General features: G+C 50.3%; 16 protein-coding genes. 15 read left to right on the forward strand and 1 reads right to left on the reverse strand.

Annotated features, from left to right (window positions below; all coding sequences use genetic code 11):
- Positions 1-212 precede the first annotated feature (212 nt).
- Complete coding sequence (locus tag NLX82_RS06860; RefSeq protein ID WP_076295051.1) at positions 213-2,705, forward strand: rhamnogalacturonan lyase; 2,493 nt, start codon at positions 213-215, stop codon at positions 2,703-2,705.
- Positions 2,706-3,036: 331 nt separating this feature from the next.
- Here NLX82_RS06860 and NLX82_RS06865 read toward each other — a convergent pair whose 3' ends face one another.
- Positions 3,037-4,086 carry a substrate-binding domain-containing protein gene (locus NLX82_RS06865; protein WP_068938462.1) on the reverse strand — a complete coding sequence of 350 codons (1,050 nt, stop codon included), beginning with the start codon at positions 4,084-4,086 and terminating at the stop codon, positions 3,037-3,039.
- A gap of 499 nt (positions 4,087-4,585) precedes the next feature.
- Between NLX82_RS06865 and NLX82_RS06870 the strand changes: the two genes are divergently transcribed.
- The 14 genes from NLX82_RS06870 (at position 4,586) to NLX82_RS06935 (ending at position 23,600) form a co-directional block, all read left to right on the forward strand.
- Positions 4,586-4,786 (forward strand): GH32 C-terminal domain-containing protein, encoded by a 201-nt coding sequence (locus tag NLX82_RS06870; protein ID WP_254347664.1) that lies wholly within the window; start codon positions 4,586-4,588, stop codon positions 4,784-4,786.
- 93 nt (positions 4,787-4,879) lie between these two features.
- On the forward strand, positions 4,880-8,137 hold the full coding sequence (locus NLX82_RS06875) for a glycoside hydrolase family 32 protein (protein ID WP_254347665.1): 3,258 nt from the start codon (positions 4,880-4,882) through the stop codon (positions 8,135-8,137).
- 271 nt (positions 8,138-8,408) lie between these two features.
- On the forward strand, positions 8,409-9,908 hold the full coding sequence (gene nifB, locus NLX82_RS06880) for a nitrogenase cofactor biosynthesis protein NifB (protein WP_023987269.1): 1,500 nt from the start codon (positions 8,409-8,411) through the stop codon (positions 9,906-9,908).
- 6 nt (positions 9,909-9,914) lie between these two features.
- A complete protein-coding gene (gene nifH / locus NLX82_RS06885) occupies positions 9,915-10,781 on the forward strand; it encodes a nitrogenase iron protein (RefSeq protein ID WP_023987270.1) in 867 nt (288 codons plus the stop codon).
- Between the two features lie 88 nt (positions 10,782-10,869).
- Positions 10,870-12,318: a nitrogenase molybdenum-iron protein alpha chain gene (gene nifD / locus NLX82_RS06890; RefSeq protein ID WP_254347666.1), complete on the forward strand. Its 1,449-nt coding sequence runs from the start codon at positions 10,870-10,872 to the stop codon at positions 12,316-12,318.
- On the forward strand, positions 12,315-13,844 hold the full coding sequence (gene nifK, locus NLX82_RS06895; protein ID WP_028543223.1) for a nitrogenase molybdenum-iron protein subunit beta: 1,530 nt from the start codon (positions 12,315-12,317) through the stop codon (positions 13,842-13,844). Before nifD ends, nifK begins: the two co-directional genes overlap by 4 nt.
- A gap of 71 nt (positions 13,845-13,915) precedes the next feature.
- Positions 13,916-15,277, forward strand: coding sequence for a nitrogenase iron-molybdenum cofactor biosynthesis protein NifE (gene nifE, locus NLX82_RS06900; RefSeq protein WP_254347667.1), 1,362 nt, complete (start codon positions 13,916-13,918; stop codon positions 15,275-15,277).
- Positions 15,267-16,574 carry a nitrogenase iron-molybdenum cofactor biosynthesis protein NifN gene (nifN, locus tag NLX82_RS06905; protein WP_254347668.1) on the forward strand — a complete coding sequence of 436 codons (1,308 nt, stop codon included), beginning with the start codon at positions 15,267-15,269 and terminating at the stop codon, positions 16,572-16,574. The genes nifE and nifN overlap by 11 nt, the downstream gene beginning before the upstream one ends.
- On the forward strand, positions 16,571-16,960 hold the full coding sequence (locus NLX82_RS06910; protein WP_028543220.1) for a NifB/NifX family molybdenum-iron cluster-binding protein: 390 nt from the start codon (positions 16,571-16,573) through the stop codon (positions 16,958-16,960). The genes nifN and NLX82_RS06910 overlap by 4 nt, the downstream gene beginning before the upstream one ends.
- 92 nt (positions 16,961-17,052) lie before the next feature.
- Positions 17,053-17,817 (forward strand): HesA/MoeB/ThiF family protein, encoded by a 765-nt coding sequence (locus NLX82_RS06915; RefSeq protein WP_023987276.1) that lies wholly within the window; start codon positions 17,053-17,055, stop codon positions 17,815-17,817.
- Positions 17,795-18,931, forward strand: a complete 1,137-nt coding sequence (locus tag NLX82_RS06920) for a homocitrate synthase/isopropylmalate synthase family protein (RefSeq protein ID WP_071559108.1) — start codon at positions 17,795-17,797, stop codon at positions 18,929-18,931. Before NLX82_RS06915 ends, NLX82_RS06920 begins: the two co-directional genes overlap by 23 nt.
- Positions 18,932-19,175: 244 nt before the next feature.
- Positions 19,176-20,912: an ABC transporter ATP-binding protein gene (locus NLX82_RS06925; RefSeq protein ID WP_254348185.1), complete on the forward strand. Its 1,737-nt coding sequence runs from the start codon at positions 19,176-19,178 to the stop codon at positions 20,910-20,912.
- Positions 20,893-22,731, forward strand: a complete 1,839-nt coding sequence (locus tag NLX82_RS06930; RefSeq protein WP_068938469.1) for an ABC transporter ATP-binding protein — start codon at positions 20,893-20,895, stop codon at positions 22,729-22,731. The genes NLX82_RS06925 and NLX82_RS06930 overlap by 20 nt, the downstream gene beginning before the upstream one ends.
- 212 nt (positions 22,732-22,943) lie before the next feature.
- A complete protein-coding gene (locus NLX82_RS06935; RefSeq protein WP_023987280.1) occupies positions 22,944-23,600 on the forward strand; it encodes a DJ-1/PfpI family protein in 657 nt (218 codons plus the stop codon).
- Positions 23,601-23,731: the final 131 nt, after the last annotated feature.

Below are 23,731 nucleotides of genomic sequence, written 5' to 3' on the forward strand. Positions count from 1 at the left end.
TATTGAGTCCTCAGTATGCCGTTAACAGGCTTGGTGAGGGCTGTTTTATTTGGAATGAGTAAACAACACGGTTTTGTGTAGAGAAATCCTCGGATATTTAAACGCGTTTGGGGGAACGGCAAAACTATAATAATAGGGAATTTAATTTATGTAAGCGCAATCATTTCAGGTATTTGCTTGTCATCACAATACATTCGAGGAGGATGACCTGGATGGCTCAAGGGAAAGGCGCATGGCGAAAGGGAAGCTTGACCGCCGCGTTGGCAGCGATGCTGGCGATGACGGGGACGACTGGAGGAGTGGCTGCGGAAGACTTGTCCGAACCGACGCTGCAGGCGGAATCAGCAATCGCAGTTGAACAGAACCGTAGCGGCAGCATTCAGCTGGAAAAGCTGGATCGCGGACTGGTAGCTGCGGCAACGCAGGAGGGGGTATTTTTAAGCTGGCGGTTATTGGCTCAAGAAGTGAACGGTTACGGTTCAACGGGGCTGACAGGAGCGGACTTTAACGTATATCGTGACGGTAAGAAGATCGCGACAGTGACCGACAGTACCAACTATGTGGATAAGGAAGGGAATGGGAAATCGGTATACAGAGTAGCTTCAGTCGTTAATGGGCGGGAAAAGGATCGTAGCGCCAAAGTGAAGCCATGGCAGCAGGGTTACTATGAACTTCCTCTCCAAAAGCCTGCCGATGGCGTAACACCAGCAGGTGAATCCTATACTTATTCGGCCAATGATATGAGTGTGGGAGATGTGGATGGAGATGGGCAATATGAATTTTTTGTAAAATGGGACCCGTCGAACTCCAAAGATGTATCTCAGAAGGGGTATACCGGAAATACGTATGTCGATGCGTATACGGCCGAAGGCAAGCTGTTGTATCGGATTGACCTGGGCGTGAATATTCGATCAGGTGCGCATTATACACAGATGATGGTGTACGATTTTGACGGCGATGGTAAAGCCGAGCTGATGTTCAAAACGGCTCCAGGGACCAAAACGATTTCTTTTGATAAGAAGGGCAAGCCGAAAAAAGAAAAATATATTACTCTGCCACGTGAGGATCGCAAAGCAGGGATTACACATGAGGACGATTACCGTTTGAGTCGCTCGGATTATTATGAGCATGTGGTGAACATGTTTATGAACTGGACGAAGCATGAAGAAGTGGTCAAGGGACAATGGCCTGCTACGCTGGAGGAATGCTTTGGTATCGCTCCGAAGTACAATTATCCGTTATCCCGAAAGGATGCGGAAAGCCTGACAGACTACTTTATGGATGTATACGCGCCTTCACGGAGCGACAAAAACAAGCTTAGAGAGTTCGAGGGCTTCATCGTCGATGGACCGGAGTATTTGACGATTTTCAAAGGGAAAACGGGAGCTGAGCTGGATACCATCCGCTATGAGCCGGAGCGTCATGACGATGGCCTCATGTGGGGAGATTACGCCATGGCCCGCATTGAACCCGCCAACCGTGTAGACCGCTTTCTGGCAGGTGTGGCTTACTTGGACGGACGCAAGCCGTACGCTGTATTTGCACGCGGCTATTATACGCGTTCCACTTTGGCCACCTACACATGGGATGGTCGCCATCTCCAAAAACATTGGATGGTGGACAGTGGCTGGACACCGATGACCAATCCATTTAACGATAGTCCGCACGGGCGTGATGGAACGGACCCGAAATTTGGCACCTTGACCACACAGGGAGCGCATTCTTTGAGCGTGGTGGATGTGGACGGTGACGGCAAGGACGAAATCGTATACGGTTCCGCCACGATTGACCATGATGGCAGCCTGTTGTACAGCTCATTTGATGTCATGCCTCCTGAAAGCGCAACTCCAGGTCAAACCGCCAGATTGGGACATGGCGATGCGCTGCATGTGACCGATATTGACCCGGATCGCCCCGGCAAAGAAATCTTTATGGTACATGAAGGTGGCACCTACGCTCCATATGGCTATTCTTTGCGGGATGCCAAAACGGGTGAAATCATTTACGGCGCATATTCCGGCAAGGATACAGGTCGGGGAATGGTCGGTGACATAGATCCGGATCAGCGAGGTCTGGAGACGTGGGCCATAGGCCTGTGGACCGCAGCGGGTAAACAGCTGGATACGAAGATGCCAGGTACCAATATGAGTATCAAATGGGCAGCTGATATGACCACACAAATCGTAAACGGTGCAATTGATGTAACCCCAACCATTGAGGATTGGAAACGAGGTACATTGATGACCGCCACTGGAACCAAAACGAACAACTATACGAAAGGAACTCCATCGCTGGTAGCCGACATTTTCGGAGATTGGCGGGAGGAAATGCTCGTCCGCACAGCGGATAGCTCGGCAATCCGTATCTATCTGAGCACAGAGCCTACGACGCATAAATTGTACACGTTGATGCATGATCCGCAATATCGCACGGATGTGGCGCGTCAAAATACCGGGTATAACCAACCTTCCTATACGAGCTTTTACTTTGCGTCCGATATGGATTGGGCGAATGTACCGATTCCCAAGTTCTACACGCCAAAAGCCTTGATGGAGGAAGAGAGCAGTGATGAGGTGGATGAGGCAAAGACAGCGGAGGTAGATGAAAAAGAAGTCGATGAAACGAAAATCGATGGGGCGGAAATAGATGCGAAGGAAATAGAGGGAGAGCCAGTAGTTCCAGTAGTTCCAGCAGAGGATTTATAAACCAATAGCTGAAGACTAAGATCTATTTCGGCGTATAAATTAGTTAATGGATTTAGAAAAAGGCAAGCCTCTGGATGATTTAGGGGTTTGCCTCTTTGCTTTCTTAGAGCTTTCACAGTAGAGGTAGCTCTATCCAAGGTCTGTATTGATGGTTAGAAAAGCCGTAATAGTGAGGGAAACGCTGAAAGTAGCGGAGAGGACGGAACGATTGAGAAAAGCGTCAGCGGTCGCCTTTGTATCCGGATTTTTACCACTAGGCTATTTAATAAAATCCGGATACAACAGCGATTGGAGCAACGTTCCGTTCACGTAGCGTCGTCAGAACACCTTTTTACTTTTCTATTTGTAACACTGGAGTGGATTCTCTAAATATCGGCTCTGTTCTGATATGCGTGATCTGATAAGGTCTAGAAGGATTTTTGACCCGTGCCAATAGCATCTCAGCCGCTGTAATGCCCATTTCGTTGTTGTAGATATGCACGGTGGACAAATGAGGTTCCACAATCCGGGATTCAGGAGCGTTATCAAACCCAAACACAGCAATATCGTCAGGAATTTTCAAGTTTTTATTTTTGAGCGCTTTCATGACACTGACGGCAATAAAATCATTGGCGCACACGAACGCAGACGGTAGCACGTTCATGCCTTCCAATTGTTTATCCATCCAATCCGACTCGGAGAAAAAATTCCGGTCCTGATCGACGATACAGCAAGATAAATCCACATTTAGACCTGCTTCGATTAAAGCTCTGTTATATCCAAACCACCGTTCATTGAAGCTTTTGCAATGCTTATAATCCCCAGCAAACCCGATCCGCGTAAATCCACGATGAATCAGGCTTTTGGTGACAGAATAAACGCTATGTTCATTTTCCATCAGCAATAAATCCGCTTTCAAATCAGGATAAGAAATGTCCACAGAACAATCAATAAAGATCGTGGGCAGTCCCAAATCCGTAATAAGCTCACTATATTGTGGATCAAACATTTCAATACAAATAATTCCATCCACCTTGGAGGCTTCAAAATTATTAGGAAGCGTTCCTGCATGGATTTCATTTTCCCGCACAATATGAATCGACAGATTATACCCTTCTGCGCTTATTCTTTTCTCCAAACCACTGATGAGTAAGGAGCCAAAATGTGAGCTGTTCGGCAGATTGCATGTGACCAGGGCAATGTTACCTTGATTTTTCGGGATGATGCTCTCCGTTTCCACATAGGCAAATTGCTTATATTTAAGTTCTATCGCTTTTTTAATGACCTTGTTCCGAGTATCAACCGGGATGCTATCATTACCGTTAATCGCTTTGGACGCGGTATTTCGAGAGATTCCCAAAGCGTCAGCAATGTCTTGAATGGTGACTTTTTCTTTCTTCATAGACAGGTTCCACCTTCACTAATAATGGATTGCCTGAGAGGTACAGTTGCCTCTTACAGCTCTCCGTTTAGACCTTAAATGTATCTTAAATGTATAATAGTTCGCATGAAATAGCAATGTTTGCATTACAAACGAACAAATAATATTTACATTTGTAAATCTTGTTTGGTAACTTATATTTATCTCCATCGGATCGACAAATAAATTTAAATCCAATCTTATATAAGCTGGACAAAAAAAGTGCGTATGGGAAACAGAGAGGACAGATCCATGCTGTATAAGTAAAGCGGTCATTGTTTATGGTTAACTTTTAAAGTTGGATTATATACTATGACTGTTATCATTTCTTCTTACAAAAGCATAATTTATTAATGCTATATTTAGTCAAATGTCAATGATTTTTTTACAAAATAATTGACGAATGACATTTCGATTTGGTAAATTGAAGATGGGAAATGTAAGCCTTTTCAAATTTGTTGTATAGGCGATTTATTACAGATTGGGGGAATTGCGAGTATCAGAAAAACAGGAGATGCTCGTCGGTTATGCTTCTGATACGCAGGAAGTATATGTAGACCGGGCACGGTCAGGCTGTTCGGATTTACATGAGGACTTTGCGGGAAGACACGCAGCCCCACTGGAAACAGTAGAAAACCGATTGGACATTCATATCTATGTGGATCGTTCGCCGCTGAAATGAGACGTTCTCCATGACGATCTAAACAGCTGATTTTCCAATTATTTTGTAGTGGATGCGCGGTGTTGATCCGTACTAGAAGGTAGGGGATTGGGGATGAAGGTGGAGTTTACTAACACGCGAACGAACCTGACCGGCTGGCAGATTAAAGGACAGGGGCACATAGAAGATAACATCCAGGGACTTTTGCTGAGGTCGGAGCCGCAGGAAAATGTGATGGCTATGTCCGGAACAACGTCTCAGAATTTTACTTTTGAGGCGGATGTGATGGTCACTGACACACAGGCGGATGCTACGCTAGTATTCCGTTCCAGTGAGGACGGGTGGTCTTCCTATATGCTCCAAATCGTGCCGGCTGCCGGATTGTTGCGGTTGCGGGATGCTACCGGGGATATTGGAAGACTGAAAGAGGAACGTCAGGTCAATTTAAAAAAAGGAGCTATTTATCATCTTAAGGTGAGCGTAGAGGGCTCCCATCTTAAAGTGTTCTGGGATGAGGGATATAACCCGATTATAGATGTGTTCGATACGACTTATACATCAGGATATTTGGGGCTGAATGTCTGGAATGGATCGGCGTTATTTCAGAACATTCAAGTCAGTGATATGGATACGAATCTAAGCGGACCGCTTCTGATCCGTGGAAAATGGCAACCTGACCTGAAGGGGCAAAGGGCTGAGGGAACAAGTGCAGTAGATGCGTTGAAAATATATGGCTCCGCAGCTACAGACCTGGTGCTGGAAGGCGGTGTGACGCTGAATCCTTCTGAACCGGGAATGCAAGCAGGACTATTTTTCAGAGGGAGTCAGGATGGGGAAAATGGATATGTTGCTTCTGTGCAAGGCGAAGGCAATCAGGTTCGCGTACAACTGAAGAAGGCGGACGGAACGTTGATTACAAAGTCGGCGCAGACATATCCGGGTGGGTTCAGCAGCAAACACCACTTGGAAATCATCGCTCATGGAGAGCGGATTCAGGTATTTATAGATGGATATACTCCTGCGGCAATTGATATCATGGATAGCAGCAATACCAACGTCTTTGCAGGCTTGAAAGTGACCGGGGGAACTGCTTATTTTCAGGATATCTACCTTACCTCTGTCTCGAATTACTATACAGAAAAATATCGCCCGCAGTATCATTATTCTCCTGCCAGAGGCTCGGCGAGCGATCCGAACGGATTGGTTTATTTCGAGGGGGAGTATCACCTGTTCCATCAGGATGGTGGACAATGGGCGCATGCGGTCAGCCAGAATTTGCTGGATTGGAAAAGGCTTCCGTTTGCATTGAAGTGGAATGATCTTGGTCATATCTGGTCAGGCTCGGCTGTAGCCGATCTAACCAATACTTCCAGCTTGTTCGGTGACTACGGAGGAGCAGGGCTGATTGCCTATTACACTTCCTTCAATCCCGATCAGCTCAAGGGCAACCAGAGAATCGGCCTTGCTTACAGCACAGACCGGGGACGTACATGGCAATACCCGAAAGACCGTCCAATTGTAATAGAGAACCCGGGCCAAAGTGAAAACGATCCTGGCCATTGGGATTTCCGTGATCCTAAAGTAGTGTGGGATGAAGTCTATCAGCGCTGGATTATGGTAGTGTCGGGAGGCGATCATATCCGTTTTTTTACCTCCACCAACCTAATAGATTGGCGCTGGACGGATAACTTTGGTTATGGTGATTATATACGTGGTGGAGTATGGGAATGCCCGGATCTATTTCAGCTTCCGGTAGACGATGGTAATACTTCTAAATGGGTGCTGATGATTAGCACTGGAGCCAGCACAAACACTCAAGGCTCGGATGCGGAATATTTTATCGGTGAACTGACGTCTGATGGCAAATTTCAAAACGATCATTCACCGGGGAAGGTGTTGAAAACCGATTGGGGCAAGGAATTCTACGCCTCAATGTCCTTCTCCGATGTACCCGACGGGCGGCGTATCATGCTGGCATGGATGACGAATTGGGACTATCCGTTCAGCTTTCCGACTTCTCCCTGGAAGGGACAGTTTAGCATCCCGAGAGAGTTATCGCTAAAAACAACTCGTGAAGGCATCCGTTTGATACAGCATCCGATATCCGAGCTGACTTCGCTGCGTTCCCGTTTATTTGCGATAGAAAATCAAAGTGTCACGGAATCTTCTCCGAATATACTGGAAGGTTTGGATGCAGGTGCCTATGAGATTGAAGCGGTGTTCGAACTGCCTTCTGTTGGGGCTGCTTCAGCATTCGGGTTTTACGTGCGGGATGGCGGTGAGCAAAGAACGGCGGTCGGCTATACAACAGACATACAACAAATGTTTGTAAACCGTGCTGATTCAGGGCTTACAGATTTCTCTACTCTATTTTCAACGCTTCATAAAGCATTACTTGCACCTATCGGAAATCGAATCCAAATGCGTATATTTGTGGACGAATCCTCGGTTGAGGTGTTTGGGAATGATGGAGAGGTCGTATTTTCGGAGATTATTTTGCCCGATTCGGCGCGAAGAGGGATGGGCTTTTACACCCAGGGTGGTGAGGTGAAGGTTGTTTCCCTCCATGTTTATGCCTTGCGGAACAGCTGGAGGCTACCAGATGCTTCGTCTGCCAGTGTGATCATGGATCACACTTATGTGGAGCTTGCGAGGGAGCAGACGAAGCGTCTGTACGCGAGTGTGGGGGATGAGTCTGGAGAAAAAGAAATCTCGCTGATTTGGGTTTCTAACAATCCTGAGATTGTAAAGATCAATGCGTCCGAGGACGGGAGTGCGTTAATGGAGGCGGTTGCCCCGGGAGAAGCTGTTGTTACGGCTTCCGATTCGGAGGATAAGGTCCGCGGTAGTACCTTGGTTAAGGTGCACGGTGGGGTGTTTCATACCAACCTTACAGGTTGGAAGCCGGATGTTTCCGCATCGCGGTGGATCGTGACAACGGATGGGATACGAGGAAGCTATATCAGCGATGCGAATTATATGGCTGCTGAGCAGGCGGAAGATTTTACGTACGAGGCTGATATGAAGCTGCATGGAAATGGAAGTGCTGGATCTATGATTTTCCGCGCCAATGCTGACGGATCGAGTGGCTATTATCTGAATTTGGACCCCAATCTGAAATCGATTCGCCTATTTTTTAAAAAAGAGGGTCGATTTGAGGAGCGACAGGTGCTTGCCAAGGTGCCAAGATTCGTTTTGCCGGAAATGTTTCATCATATTAAAATCGTGGCGGAGGGCCTGCGCATTCGCATTGATGTAGACGGTGAGCAGGTCATCGACCTGGAAGATAGTACGTTCACCGAGGGACTTGTGGGTGTGAATGTATTTGGAGGGCAGGCGTTTTACCAACATGTAAGGATCGAGCCAATTTGAATTTCTTATTTCAAAAGGAGAGCCGTCTTAACGGACTCTCTTTTTTTACGCCTTGATGTTATTGAGAATATATAATGTAACCGCACACATGTAAAGAGTGTGATATCTTACCTAACGTAAAATTTGACACATATGTGAAATGAGGATAAATGTCAGAGATTTCATGGAGAAGCGAATTGACTGGATTTGTCCCTGTCTCTAAGATGTAATTATATTCCAGACAAAAACAGAGATTTGTGTAAGGGAATATAACGTGGAGAGGAGGGAATGAATGGACTCTTTAGCTGATCTCTCGGAAACCCCCTTAGCATTGGAAACCCTCAGACGACATCCCTGTTATAACGAAGAGGCACATCGCTATTTTGCGCGCATTCATCTTCCAGTAGCCCCGGCATGCAATATTCAATGCCATTATTGCAACCGCAAATTCGATTGCGTCAATGAAAGCCGTCCCGGCGTTGTTAGTGAACTGCTCACGCCGGAGCAGGCGGCGAGCAAGACCTATGGCGTAGCGGCACAGCTGATGCAGCTGTCCGTTGTCGGCATTGCGGGACCTGGAGATCCGCTGGCCAATGCGGAGGCAACCTTCGATACCTTCCGCCGGGTCCGTGAGACAGTTAAGGATGTCATATTCTGTCTCAGCACAAATGGCCTTACCTTGATCAGGCATATTGACAGGATTGTAGAGCTGGGTATTTCGCATGTCACGATCACGATCAATGCTGTAGATCCAGTGGTGGGGAGCCGCATTTATGGATGGGTCTACGATGAAGGAAAACGCTATGCAGGAGAGGAGGCCGCGCGGCTGTTGATTGACCGCCAGCTGGCAGGCTTGAAGATGCTGGCTTCGAGAGGCGTATTGTGCAAGGTGAACTCGGTGCTGATTCCCGAAGTCAATGATGCCCATCTGCCGGAGGTAGCCAGGGTGGTCAAGGAGCACGGCGCAGTGCTGCACAACATTATGCCGCTCATCATCGCACCTGGCAGCCGGTATGAGCAGGAAGGGATGCGGGCTCCCCGTCCCCGTCTGGTCCGGCAGCTGCAGGAGCAATGTGCTGAAGCGGGGGCTGTCATTATGCGCCATTGCCGTCAGTGCAGGGCGGATGCGATTGGACTGCTGGGCGAGGATCGCAATCAGGATTTTACATGGGAGAACATAGCGGCTGCTCCTCCCATGGATGAAGGGGCAAGGGCACAATTTCAGAAAGAACTGGATGAGAAGGTGAGAGTGAGAATGGAACGCAAGGAGGGACAATCACACCACAAACAACCGTCAACCGGGGCTGGCTGTAGCTGCCCGTTATCGGGAGATAAGCCTGAAGCGAGCTTCACCTCAAAGCCGGTCCTAATCGCAGTGGCCAGTCGTGGCGGAGGGAAGGTGAATCAGCATTTCGGCCGTGCCAAGGAATTTATGATCTATGAAAGCGACGGGACCATCGTAAATTTCATAGGCATTCGTAAGGTGCAATCCTACTGCCACGGGAAAGCCGATTGCAATGGGGACAAGGTCGAGACGATGAAGGAGATACTTTCCATGGTGCATGACTGTGCATTGCTGCTGTCGTCCGGCATAGGCGAAGCCCCCAAAGAGGCATTGCAGGAAGCTGGCGTGCTGCCTATTGTATGCGGCGGGGATATTGAGGAATCGGTTCTGGAATATGTGAAATTTCTGCGTTATATGTATCCTGTGCAGAGCAATAAAGGAAGTAAGCGCAATAAGGGAGTTAAGGGCAATCATTCGGATTTACCCATTAAACATTTTGGAGGCTGAGAAAATATGAGACAAATTGCGTTTTACGGTAAGGGCGGTATCGGCAAATCGACAACCTCGCAGAATACACTGGCTCAGCTCGCGACCAAATTCAAACAAAAAATTATGATCGTAGGCTGTGATCCCAAGGCAGACTCCACCCGTCTTATTCTGAATACGAAGGCCCAACAGACAGTGCTACATCTGGCTGCTGAAAGGGGCACGGTAGAGGATTTGGAGCTGGAGGATGTTGTCCAGAAGGGCTTCGGTGACATTCTGAACGTGGAATGCGGCGGGCCAGAGCCCGGTGTCGGCTGTGCAGGACGCGGTATCATCACAGCCATTAATTTTCTGGAGGAAGAGGGCGCCTACGAAGGGCTGGATTTCGTATCCTACGATGTACTGGGGGACGTTGTGTGCGGGGGCTTCGCCATGCCGATCCGGGAGAAGAAGGCTCAGGAAATCTACATCGTATGCTCAGGCGAGATGATGGCTATGTACGCTGCCAACAATATTGCGCGCGGGATATTGAAGTATGCCAACAGCGGCGGGGTGCGTTTGGGCGGCTTAATCTGCAACAGCCGGAATACGGACCTGGAAGCGGAATTGATTACAGAGCTTGCGAGAAGACTGAACACGCAGATGATCCACTTTTTGCCGCGTGACAATGTTGTACAGCACGCTGAGCTGCGCCGTATGACCGTTACCCAATATAACCCGGAACATAAGCAGGCTGCGGAGTATGAAGAGCTGGCAGGTAAGATTTTGAATAACGATATGCTAACGGTTCCCACTCCCATTTCCATGGAAGATCTGGAGGATCTGTTGATGGAATTCGGCATTATTGAGGATGAAGAAACCGCAATTAACAAAGCTGAGGCGTCCGGGCAGTAGGCTCCAGCTAGAAGGCTTAATGACGGAACCAACGTGTGATGATGGAGGGAGCTGAACGCGTAGCTCGCAGGAGGGAGGAATAGGCCAAATGAGCAATATTGTGGATAAGGGAAAGCAGATCGTAGAGGAGATACTGGAGGTATATCCCAAGAAGGCCAAGAAGGACCGGACCAAGCATTTTGAGATCGCGGATGAGGAGCTTGTGAACTGCGGAACCTGTTCCATTAAGTCCAACATGAAATCACGGCCCGGCGTCATGACAGCAAGGGGCTGTGCTTATGCAGGCTCCAAGGGTGTGGTATGGGGCCCGATTAAAGACATGGTGCACATTAGCCATGGTCCCATCGGCTGCGGGCAATACAGTTGGGGTACCCGACGCAATTATGCGAATGGGGTATTGGGAATCGATAATTTTACCGCCATGCAGATTACAAGCAATTTTCAGGAAAAGGATATCGTGTTCGGCGGAGATAAGAAGTTGGAGGTGATCTGCAGGGAAATTAAGGAGATGTTCCCGCTGGCTAAGGGCATATCCGTGCAATCTGAATGTCCGGTCGGACTGATTGGTGATGATATCGGGGCCGTGGCTAAGAAGATGACAGAGGAACTGGGCATTCCGGTCATTCCTGTACGCTGTGAGGGCTTTCGCGGAGTGAGTCAGTCTCTGGGCCATCACATTGCCAATGATGCTATCCGCGATTTTCTGATGGGGCGCCGCGAGCTGAAGGAGTGCGGGCCTCATGATGTCTCCATTATCGGGGACTACAATATCGGCGGTGATGCCTGGGCCTCGCGCATTTTGCTGGAGGAAATGGGACTGCGGGTTATAGCACAGTGGTCGGGTGATGGTACGATCAATGAGCTGGGAATTGCGCATAAATCCAAGCTTAACCTGATCCATTGTCATCGTTCCATGAATTATATGTGCACAACGATGGAGCAGGAATACGGAATTCCCTGGATGGAATATAACTTCTTCGGCCCGACCAAGACGATGGAGAGCCTCAGAGCGATTGCTGCCCGCTTTGACGAGACGATTCAGGAAAAATGTGAGCAGGTCATTGCCCAATATATGCCGCAGATGGAGGCGGTCATCCGTAAATACCGCCCACGTCTGGAAGGCAAAAAGGTAATGCTTCTGATTGGCGGACTGCGGGCAAGGCATACCATCGGTGCCTATGAGGACCTGGGGATGGAAATTGTGGCTACAGGCTATGAATTTGCCCACAAGGATGATTACGAAAAGACATTTCCCGATGTAAAGGAAGGCACCATTCTGTACGATGATCCAACTGCCTATGAGCTGGAGGAATTGGCCCAGCGGCTGAATATTGACTTAATGGGTGCCGGAGTCAAGGAGAAATATGTGTATCACAAAATGGGCATTCCCTTCCGTCAAATGCACTCCTGGGATTACAGCGGGCCTTATCATGGTTTTGACGGCTTCAAGATTTTTGCACGTGATATGGATATGACCATAAACAGTCCAGTATGGAGCCTGCTGCCGTCCCGGCAGACTGCGGAGGTGCCGGTATGAACGAGCGTCTGAACATTGTCGATCACAATCAGCTGTTTCGGCAGGATAAATATGTGCGCCAGCGTGAGGAGAAACGGGCCTTCGAGGCCCCTTGCTCGCCAGAGGAGGTTACCGCCACCCTAGAGTACACCAAGACCAAGGAATACAAGGATAAGAATTTCGCTCGTACAGCTGTAGTCGTGAACCCGGCCAAGGCTTGTCAGCCGCTGGGAGCGGTTATGGCTGCGCTGGGCTTCGAAAAAACGCTCCCGTTCATTCATGGCTCACAGGGCTGTACGGCTTATTTCCGTAGCCATCTTGCCCGCCACTTCAAAGAGCCTGTTCCTGCCGTCTCCACCTCGATGACCGAGGATGCCGCCGTATTCGGCGGCATGCGCAACCTCATTGACGGTATAGAGAACTGTATTGCCTTGTATCAGCCGGAGATGATTGCGGTATGCACGACCTGTATGGCAGAGGTGATCGGAGATGATCTGTCTGCCTTCTTGGCTAATGCCCGTCAGGAGGGAGCCCTTCCCGAGGATATGCCGGTTCCTTTTGCCAATACCCCCAGCTTCTCCGGTTCACATATTACAGGCTATGACGCCATGCTGCGCTCTGTACTGGAGACGCTGTATAACAAGTCAGGCCGGACGCCGCAGCCTGGTCATGAATTGAAGCTGAATGTACTGCTCGGGTTTGACGGGTATACGGGCAATTTTGCGGAAATGCGGCGCATACTGGGGATGTTCGGCGCTACGTATACCATTCTGGGTGACCACAGCAGTAATTTTGATTCAGGGGCCACTGGAGAGTACAGCTACTATTACGGGGGAACGCCGCTTAAGGATGTGCCTGAGGCCGCAGATGCTGCCGGCACGTTGGCGATCCAGCAGTACTCTCTTCGTAAAACATTAGGCTATATGAAGCGAACCTGGGGGCAGCAGGTGTCTTCCATCTCCACGCCGCTGGGCATCCGCGCTACTGATTGCTTGCTTGAAGAGATCAGCCGTCTGTCCGGAAAGGAAATTCCCGAGGCATTGAAGCAGGAGCGCGCCCGAATTGTGGATGCCATGATGGATTCGCATGCTTATCTTCACGGCAAACGAGTGGCTATGGCGGGAGACCCGGATATGCTCATCGGCCTGATTGGCTTTTGTCTGGAGTTGGGCATGGAGCCGGTGCATATTGTTTGCTCCAATGGGGACCGGAAATTTGAGAAGGAAGCAGAGCTTCTGCTGAAGTCCAGCCCTTACGGTGCAGAAGCCACGGTTCATTCCGGTCAGGATTTGTGGCATATGCGTTCGCTGCTGTTCCAGGACCCGGTGGACCTGGCTATTGGCAGCTCCCACCTGAAGTTCGCGGCCAAAGAGGCGAAAATTCCTTTGCTCCGTGTGGGCTTTCCGATCTTCGACAGGCATCATCTGCATCGTTATCCGATTATCGGCTACCAGGGTGCGCTGAATCTGCTTACCCAATTCGTGAATACCGTACTGGATGTCATGGAAGAGCAGGCTCCGGATCATAGCTTTGATCTGGTGCGCTAATTGCTGTACCGCGTAGATGGAAGTTGGCAGCTATTTCAATGGATTCTATCTGAAATAAGGGGGGTGTGCGGATGGAGCCGGCTGTGTCTAACGGAAGGCTGGAGGTATCCTGCGGCAACAAAATTCCCAAAAGCACGCCCTGTCCCCGGCCTGTGCCGGGGGAGGCTTCGGGTGGCTGCTCCTTTGACGGGGCCCAGATTACACTGATCCCCATTGCAGATGCGGCTCATCTGGTGCACGGGCCGATTGCCTGTCTCGGCAATAGCTGGGAGAGCAGAGGCAGCCTGTCCAGCGGCCCGGAGCTGTCGGCGTATGGCTTCACTACTGATCTTGGAGAACAGGACATCATTTTTGGTAGTGAACAGAAGCTGCATGAATCGATCCGCTACATTGTCAGCCGCTTTGCTCCTCCCGCTGTGTTTGTCTATACAACATGTGTCACAGCCCTCACCGGTGAAGATATCGAGGGGGTCTGCAAGGCTGAATCGGAGCGGCTGGGGACGCCGATCATTCCGGTGAACAGTCCGGGATTTGTGGGGAGCAAGAATCTCGGGACCCGGCTGGCCGGAGACGTGCTGTTCCAGCATATTATCGGCAGCACCGAGCCGGAACAGACAACCTCCCATGATATCAATCTCATTGGGGAATACAATATTGCGGGCGAGATGTGGCATATCGAGCGGCTGATGCAGCAGGCGGGAATGAGTATCCTGTCCCGAATTACCGGGGACGGTCGGTTCCGTGAGGTGGGATGGGCGCATCGTGCCAAGGCCAATATGGTCGTATGCAGCCGGGCTTTGCTGGGCCTGGCAGTCCAAATGGAGCGTAAATACGGCATTCCTTATTTTGAAGGTTCATTTTATGGAGCAAAGGAGACGAGTTATTCCTTGCGGCAGATGGCTTACCTGACCGGAGATCGTGATGTAGAGCGACGGGTGGATAAGCTGGCCGCACGGGAGGAAATGAGGCTATCGCTGGAGCTGGAACCCTACCGCAAGCAACTGAAAGGAAAGCGGGCAGTGCTCTATACCGGAGGGGTAAAGAGCTGGTCTGTCATTACGGCTTTGCAAGAGCTGGGCATTAAGGTAGTTGGTGTAGGCACGAACAAGAGTACTGCCGAGGATGTATCCCGGATTGCTGACCGTATCGGAGATGATGCGGAATACATCCCGGAAGGCGGCGCCCGGCAGATTCTCAAGACCGTACGGAGCCGCAAGGCAGACATGGTCATTGCCGGGGGCCGGAACATGTATATGGCGCTTAAGGAACAGATTCCTTTTGTGGACATCAATCAAGAACGGCACAAAGCCTATGCGGGCTATAACGGGCTGTTGTCTCTAGCGAAACAGCTTGTGCATACGCTGCAGCATCCGGTATGGGAGCTGACCGCCAAATTGGCTCCATGGGAGGAGGAGACGGAATTTGCCGATTAAATCCGCCACGAAGCCTGTCAGTGTCAACCCGCTCAAGGTAGGACAGCCTCTGGGCGGCGTGTTGGCTCTGCAAGGGATGTATCGCTCAATGCCTTTGCTGCACGGCGCTCAGGGCTGCTCGGCCTTCTCCAAGGCGCTGCTGACTCGCCATTTTCGAGAGCCGATTGCCGTTCAGACCTCTGCGCTGCAAGAAATGGACGTTATATTTGATGCAGACCGGAATCTGGAGGAGGCGCTGGATCATATCTGGTCTAAGCATCATCCAGATGTCATCGGCGTTATCAGCACGGCCCTCACTGAGGTGGCAGGTGTTGATTTTCAGTCCAGGGTAAAAGCGTTCAAGCGAGAGCGGGCCTTGAAGGAAAGTCTGCTGTTTTCTGTATCGCTGCCTGATTTTCACGGTTCTCTGGAGACGGGCTACAGCAGTACAGTAGAGTCGCTAATGGATGCCGTACTCGGGTTAGCCGGAGGCAAGTCCCCCAAAAAACAGCGCCGGACGCAGGTCAATCTGCTGCCGGCTTCTTATCTGACTGCCGGAGATGTCATGGAAATCAAGGATATTATCGCTTCCTTCGGCCTGGAGGTTATCACACTTCCCGATATCTCCACTTCCTTGTCTGGTCACCTGCTGACAGGTTTTTCCCCTTTGACGAGAGGGGGGACTCCGCTGGATTCAGCCTGCCAGATGCTGGAGTCTTCCTGCACCATTGCCATTGGCGCGAGCATGGAGCGTCCGGCGCGCAGGCTGACTCATGCCGCAGGCATTCCCTACCACTTGTTCACGGGTCTGTCTGGCTTGACCGCGAGCGATGCGTTCATACATTTTCTGCAGAAAATCAGCCGCGAGCCAGCACCTGTTCGCTTCCGCTGGCAGCGTGAAAATCTGTTGGACAGCATGCTGGATGCCCATTTCTATTATTCTGGCGCTTCGGCCGTAGTGGCGCTAGAGCCGGATCATATGCTGTCGACCGCAGCCTGGCTAGAGGAGATGGGAGTGGAACTGAAGCGGCTAATTACATCCTGCAGCACGCCCGCACTGCAAAAGACAGAACGGGAAGTCTGGATCGGTGATCTGGATGATGCAGAGGAGAGCGCGCAGGGCGTTGATTTGTGGATCAGCAATTCACATGGAAGGAAGGGAGCGGCACGGGCCGGGGCCTCATTCGTACCGGCAGGCTTGCCGGTGTATGACGAGCTGGGCGCCCACACATCCGTAAGCGTCGGATACCGTGGAACTATGGAGTGGGTGAACAAGGTGGGTAATGTATTGCTTGCCGAGAGGGGGAGAGGAGGGTGAAGGTTGCATTTGCGACGGAAGACGGTGTGCATGTGAATGCTCATTTTGGGCAGAGTCCCATGTTCACTGTATTCGAAATCCGGCACTCAGGCGTCCAGTTCCTGGAGCATCGGCGGATAGCCCTGGGGAGCGATGAGAACGAGGCGGGCAAGATCGCCAGCCGCATTGGCCTGATCGAGGATTGTGCCTTGATCTTCCTGGTACAGATTGGCGCTTCGGCCGCCGCCCAGGTTACCAAACGGACCATTATGCCTGTGAAGGTGGCCTTCGGTAGCACCATTGAGGAGCAGGTCCAGCGTCTCCAGAATATGCTGGCTCGTAATCCGCCCATGTGGCTTGCCAAAATCCTGCACGCTGAGGAGGGCAGCGGCAAAGCCGAATCATGAGCCTTCTGTAAGGAAGAGCAACCGTATATGATGTCAAGATCCTGCGGACCGAATATCTTAAAGGCGGGAGCCGCACATGGAGGGGTGGACGAATGGTACAGCTGCTGGAAGACAGTAGATACGGACGCCAGTTGAAGCTGCTGGGAGTGGAAGGTCAGAACAGGCTAAAGCAGGCTACTGTTATGGTTGCAGGCATCGGAGGATTGGGAGGGACAGCGGCCATGTACCTGGCCGCTGCTGGAGTGGGAAAGCTGATATTGGCCCATGAGGGCGTAATCCATCTGCCCGATATGAACCGGCAGGTGCTGATGGACAGCGGACGAATCGGGGAGGAACGGATGGAAACGGCATTGCAGCATTTGCATCGTATCAATCCGGAGACCCAGCTTGAGGGCCACGCCGACAGAATCACGGAAGAATCCTCTCGACCATGGGTAGAAGCGGCAGATATCGTGATTGATGCACGATATGACTTTCCGGAAAGATATGCGCTGAACAGACTATGTGTTCGACATGGCAGACCGATGATAGAGGCGGCCATGTACGCCTATGAAGTATCATTGATGACCATTGATCCCGGTAGGACGGCGTGCCTGGAATGTCTCTACCCAGAAGGCGGACAGCCTTGGGAGCCTCTGGGATTCCCGGTCCTGGGAGCCACCTCTGGCTTGATTGGCTGTATGGCTGCACTGGAAGCGGTCAAATGGATTACAGATGCGGGCAATCTGTTCACTGACCGCATGTACCGTATGAATGTGCTGGATATGAGCAGCTGCACCATAGCGGTCAAACGCAATCCGCGTTGTCCGTGCTGCGGAACGGGAGGGAATACAGATGAGTCGATTGCATATTTGTGATACGACACTTCGTGACGGAGAACAGGCTCCGGGCGTTGCCTTTTCGGCCGAGGAGAAAACTGAAATTGCCATCATGCTGGACTCGGCGGGGGTGGAGCAGGCTGAGATCGGAATTCCGGCAATGGGAGAGGCGGAGTGCAGGTCTATTGCCAGGATTGCTGCTCTCGGACTTCAGATGAAGCTAATGACCTGGAATCGCGCGGTGTTCACGGATATTGATGCAGCTGAATCGACAGGTGTCGGCTGGGCCCATATTTCGGTTCCCGTGTCGACGGTGCAGATGAAGGCCAAGCTGGGTATGAATCCTGAGCAGGTGACGGAGCTGATCCGCAAGTCAGTCGATTACGGTCTGTGTAAGGGATTGACTGTTTCCGTAGGCTTTGAGGATGCTTCAAGGGCAGATGGCCTGTTCCTTGAGCAGTTGGCGAATCAGCTCTATAGGGATGGTGTCCGGCGCTTCAGATATGCCGACACGCTGTCCGTTCACCATCCCGCTGCCATAGCTGCCCGTATAGAAAGATTTGTATCGCGTGTGCCGCAGGATGTGGAGCTTGAGATTCACTGTCATAATGATTATGGCCTAGCGCTTGCCAATACTTTGGCAGCTTTGCAGGCGGGAGCTGTCTGGGCCAGTACCACAGTGTCGGGCCTTGGGGAAAGGGCAGGTAATACGGCGCTGGAGGAAGTGGTGATGTCGTGGAGGGACCTATATCAAGGAACCTGCAGTGTCCGTCCCGAACTGCTGAACCCGCTGGCTGCACTGGTGTCCAAAGCCTCCAACCGAATCATTCCCGAAGGTAAGCCAATTGTGGGAGACATGGTATTCGCCCATGAATCCGGCATACATATCAACGGTCTGCTAAAGGAGCGCGCCGCCTATCAGGCCCTTGATCCGACCGAGCTGGGCGCTGACCATTCGTTTGTACTCGGCAAGCATTCGGGCAGAAGTGCAGTTCAATATATGCTGGAGCAGGAAGGAATCGAGGCAGGCTCCGGTGAAATCAAGTTCCTGCTGGAGCGGCTTCGCCTAGTCGGTGAAGATCCCAAGCGTGTCATTCATAGCGCGGATTTAAGGCGCTGGCTGCAGTATTATCCGGCAGAGCTGCCGAAATAACCGAAAAAGCGTTCCCGTCCGGTGAGTGTGACCGTGACTGGAACGCTTTCTTGCATATCTTTTAATTTCACAACCGGAGTCTCCAATTTGCTGGTTAAACGAAGCCGTTCAGAAGGGTATAATAAAATATAGTGCTGTATAAAGTGCGTATATATGGTTTTACAGCAGACAGGTTCGAATCTTATAACCATTACACGCTGATCTGGAAGGACGGCTATGGGCAATTGGAGGAATGCTTGTGGGAATGATGTTTTCTTTTCTAAAAAAATATCGGGTTCCAGCCATCGCAGCGCTCGTGATGATGTTGCTGGAATTGACGGTAGAGCTATCGCAGCCATATTTGATCTCTAAAATCATTGATGAGGGCATCCGACAGCAGGATTTGTCCGTCGTCTGGTTATGGGGCAGTGTATTGGTGGGGAGTGCCGTTATCGCTTTTATGGCGGGGATATCCAGCTCTTTTTTTGCTTCACATGCAAGTCAGGGCTTCGGCTATGATTTGCGGGAAAAGCTGTACCGTAAAGTGCAATCCTTTTCGTATCCTGTGTTTAAACGTTTTGCCACTTCGTCGCTGATTACGCGCCTGACCGGGGATGTCACGCAAGTACAGGATACGGTGTTTATGAGCCTGCGGTTTATGACACGGGTTCCGCTTGTAGTCATCGGCAGTATTGTGATGGCACTGGTTGTACATTTCAGGCTTGGGCTGCTATTGGCGGTTATGGCCCCAGTGCTGTTCGTGTTTGTGTTGGTGATGATGCGGAGGACGGTCACTTTGTTTAAAGGTGTCCAGCGACGCTTGGATGACGTTAACGGAGTGATTCAGGAGAATCTGACAGGTATCCGTCTCATCCGGGTTTTTGTGCGGATGCGGCATGAAATCGAACGTTTTGCCCATTACGGAGGCGAATTGATGAAAGGGACGGTGTCCGCTCTACGCTGGACAGAAACGACGATGCCGTTCATTTTGTTTACGATGAATGCAGGGATTATTGCAGTACTTTGGTTCGGACGCGGCCAAATTTCCACTGGGGATGCCAGTGTAGGACAGGTGGTCGCAGTCGTCAATTATTCACTGCGGACAATTGGAGCCTTGTCTGCCTTATCAGGTATCGTTGTTGTATTTTCCCGGGCAACTGCATCTACGGGGCGGATTCGAGAGGTATTGGAAACATCTAATGAAGATGGGCAAGAGCTGGAGCCTGTTTCGACGCATCATACACGGATTGAGGGACAGGTGGAAATGGACCGGGTAAGCTTTCATTATCTGGGCAGTGATCTGGCTGTCCTAAAGGATATATCTTTTAAGGCGCAATCGGGCGAGCGGATAGCTATTATGGGGGCCACTGGCTCGGGCAAATCCTCACTTGTGCAGTTGATTACACGTCTGTATGAAGAAGATGAAGGTTATGTGCGCTTTGACGGAAAGGACGCTCGTGAACTGGATGCGTCCATATTGCGAGAGGCTATTGGCTATGTGCCTCAGGAGGTACTGCTATTCACCGGCTCGATTCGGGATAATATTGCTTGGGGGCTGGAGAATGCCAGCCTGGAGCAAATTAAGGAAGCTGCACGGATGGCGCAAATCCATAATATGATTGAACGCTTGCCGCAAGGCTATGACACGATGCTCGGGCAGCGTGGTGTCAATCTGTCTGGCGGACAGAAACAGCGGCTTTCGATTGCCCGCGCACTGGTGCGCCAGCCGACAGTGCTGATTTTGGACGACAGCACAAGTGCATTGGATGTAGGGACAGAAGCAGCACTACTGAATGCACTCGATGGCCTGTCCTGCACGACATTTCTCATTACGCAAAAAATCAGCTCGACGGCCTCAGCAGATCAGATTTTACTGCTGGATGAGGGTCGCCTGATGGCAAGTGGAAGTCATGAGCATCTCATGGATAGCTCGGATCTGTATCGGCGTATCTATGAATCACAATACGGAAAGGAGGAGTCGCATGTTCAAGGAACTCATTGAACCGTTCCGTCAGCCTACACCGCCGTCCGGTGTGCTGCGAAATCCGGTGGGAGCGGAAGGACGCCGCAAGGCCAAAGCGAAGAACTGGTCTGGCACGTTAGGACGGATATGGGCTTATCTGGCCCGCCGTAAGGCCAAACTGATGCTGGTGCTGTTCATGGTACTGCTCAGCTCCGGGCTGGCTCTGCTGGGTCCATATCTGGTCGGCGTAGCGGTGGATGATTTTCTCGAAGGTCCGGGTGGACGCACGTGGATTTATTTTCTCATCGGATTAGGAGCTGTATATCTGCTCAACTCGCTGACCTCCTGGCTGCAAAATATCTGGATGATCGAGATTGCCCAAGAGACGGTGTACCGCATGCGTTTCGATCTGTTTTCACATTTGCATCGACTACCGATTCCTTTCTACGGCAAACGTCAGCAGGGAGAGATTATGAGCCGTCTGACCAATGATATCGAAAATGTCAGTTCTACGCTTAACAGTTCCGCCATTCAGATTTTTTCGAGTATATTGACGTTAATCGGTACACTCACGGTGATGCTGTGGTTAAGCCCGCTGATGACCCTGCTGACCTTTATCGTGGTGCCGCTAATGGCTGCCGGGATGCGCTGGATTACACGTCGCACCGGGCCCTTATATAAGGAACGCCAGAAGAATTTAGGCGAACTGAACGGATACATCGAAGAAACACTGTCTGGGCAGCAGATTATTAAAGCATTTTCGCAGGAAAAGAGAGTCATCCGTGGTTTTGGCGAGCGTAATGACCGTATTCGGCTATCGGGCTTCTGGGCACAAACGATTTCAGGCTTTATACCGAAGCTGATGAACGGACTGAATAATCTCAGCTTTGCTATTGTAGCGGGGATCGGTGGGATTTTGGCCATTCGCGGCTCCATCACTATAGGTACAATTATTGTATTCGTAGAATATGCCCGCCAGTTCACCAGACCGTTGAATGATTTGGCTAACCAGTGGAACACCCTGCTGTCCGCTATTGCCGGAGCTGAACGAGTATTTGAAATATTGGATGAAGATGAAGAGTCCAAGGATGAACGCGGCGCAGTGGAGGTAGAGCATGTGGAGGGGGCGGTGCGGTTTACGGATGTTTCCTTCGGTTATGATGAGGGAAGCGCTACGCTGGAAGGTATTTCTTTTGAAGCCAAACCGGGTGAAATGATCGCACTAGTCGGCCCGACCGGGGCAGGAAAAACGACACTGATCCAGCTCCTTTCCAGATTCTATAGCCCCGACCAGGGAACGATTACGCTGGACGGGCGCGATATCACCACCATACAGCGTGAAAGCTTGCGCTCCCGCATGGCATTTGTGCTACAGGATTCCTTCCTGTTTCAGGGGACGATTCGTGAAAATATCCGCTTCGGCAGACTGGACGCCACCGATGAGGAGGTTGAACAAGCATCGAAACTGGCTAACGCCCATTCCTTTATCATGCGGATGAAGGACGGATACGACAAGGTGTTGGAAGCGAACGGCAGCGGCATCAGTCAAGGGCAAAAACAACTGCTGGCTATTGCCCGTGCTATTTTGGCCAACCCTTCCATCCTTGTACTCGACGAGGCAACAAGCAGCATCGACACCATTACCGAGATGAAGATACAAGAAGGACTGGAGCGGCTCATGCAGGGGCGAACAAGTTTCGTCATCGCGCATCGGCTGAATACCATTCGTCTGGCTGATCGGATTCTGGTCTTAAAGGATGGCCGTTTGGAGGAGAAGGGTTCTCATGATGAACTGCTGGCTCACAAAGGCTTTTACAGTGATTTATATTATGGTCAATTGAGTAAGCAAAGCTCCTAAGCCGGCTCGCGATTAACAGATTTACAGGCATACTTAAAAGGACTACCTCGGGGGTGGCCCTTTTTAAGTATGCCTTTTTACAGGTACGTACTCTTAAAGAGGCGTTTGAAATGAAGATACTGCTTTCACACCATTAAATATACCCATACCCCGTATATGTATGTTAGTATGGATGTGCAAGAATAAAATCCCACTTCAAAGGAGAGATCATCATGAAAATCGCAATCATGCTTTTCGATGGAATTACGGCATTAGATGCAATGGGTCCATACGATGTATTTGCTGCTACACTGAAATGTGAAGTGAAGTTTGTCGCTAAGAAAAAAGGGTTAATCAAGCTGGACTCAAATATGGGTTATTTGCATGCCGATTACAGCTTTTCTGAAGTTAGTTCAGCTGATATTCTTGTTGTTCCAGGTTGCAGTCCGCCAAATTATAAAACTCCAATGAATGACGAAGAAACGTTAAATTGGATTCGCCAAATACATGAAACTACGAAATGGACCACGTCGGTTTGTAACGGCTCTTTGATTTTGAGCGCCGCAGGCTTGTTAAATGGAACCGTAGCCACCAGTCATTGGGGTTCCTTAGACCTGCTCCAATCTCTTGGAGCCATTCCAACAGATGAGAGAGTGGTTCGTCAGGGCAAAATCGTTACAGCAGCCGGTGTCTCCTCTGGTATTGATATGGCACTCCAGCTATTGGCATGGGAATTGGGAGAAGATATGAGTAAAGGAGTTCAGCTGATTTTGGAATACGATCCTCAGCCTCCGTTTGACACGGGTTCACCAAAGAAAGCACCTGCTATATTGGTAGAACAAATAAGAGGTATGTTACAAGAGTTTGCAAAACAGGAGCCTAATGTGTAAAGCAAGAATAAAAAGATCTCTTTCTGGTATTAGCTTGGAATAATAGGTTTGTAATTTTATTTACAAGGGTCCCTATTTCAACTAATATAGTTTACACATAGTAAAGGGTTACATAGTGTAAATGGTTGAAG

It is taken from the genome of Paenibacillus sp. A3M_27_13 (genome assembly GCF_024213315.1).
Lineage (GTDB): Bacteria > Bacillota > Bacilli > Paenibacillales > Paenibacillaceae > Paenibacillus > Paenibacillus polymyxa_B.

Coding starts and splice junctions, on each gene's coding strand:
- NLX82_RS06875 (WP_254347665.1), top strand. CDS start 4,880: ATGAAGGTGGAGTTTACTAACACGCGAACGAACCTGACCGGCTGGCAG.
- nifE (WP_254347667.1), top strand. CDS start 13,916: ATGGAGCCGGCTGTGTCTAACGGAAGGCTGGAGGTATCCTGCGGCAAC.
- NLX82_RS06860 (WP_076295051.1), top strand. CDS start 213: ATGGCTCAAGGGAAAGGCGCATGGCGAAAGGGAAGCTTGACCGCCGCG.
- nifD (WP_254347666.1), top strand. CDS start 10,870: ATGAGCAATATTGTGGATAAGGGAAAGCAGATCGTAGAGGAGATACTG.
- NLX82_RS06865 (WP_068938462.1), bottom strand. CDS start 4,086: ATGAAGAAAGAAAAAGTCACCATTCAAGACATTGCTGACGCTTTGGGA.
- nifH (WP_023987270.1), top strand. CDS start 9,915: ATGAGACAAATTGCGTTTTACGGTAAGGGCGGTATCGGCAAATCGACA.
- NLX82_RS06935 (WP_023987280.1), top strand. CDS start 22,944: ATGAAAATCGCAATCATGCTTTTCGATGGAATTACGGCATTAGATGCA.
- nifB (WP_023987269.1), top strand. CDS start 8,409: ATGGACTCTTTAGCTGATCTCTCGGAAACCCCCTTAGCATTGGAAACC.
- NLX82_RS06925 (WP_254348185.1), top strand. CDS start 19,176: ATGATGTTTTCTTTTCTAAAAAAATATCGGGTTCCAGCCATCGCAGCG.
- NLX82_RS06915 (WP_023987276.1), top strand. CDS start 17,053: ATGGTACAGCTGCTGGAAGACAGTAGATACGGACGCCAGTTGAAGCTG.
- NLX82_RS06920 (WP_071559108.1), top strand. CDS start 17,795: ATGAGTCGATTGCATATTTGTGATACGACACTTCGTGACGGAGAACAG.
- NLX82_RS06930 (WP_068938469.1), top strand. CDS start 20,893: ATGTTCAAGGAACTCATTGAACCGTTCCGTCAGCCTACACCGCCGTCC.
- nifK (WP_028543223.1), top strand. CDS start 12,315: ATGAACGAGCGTCTGAACATTGTCGATCACAATCAGCTGTTTCGGCAG.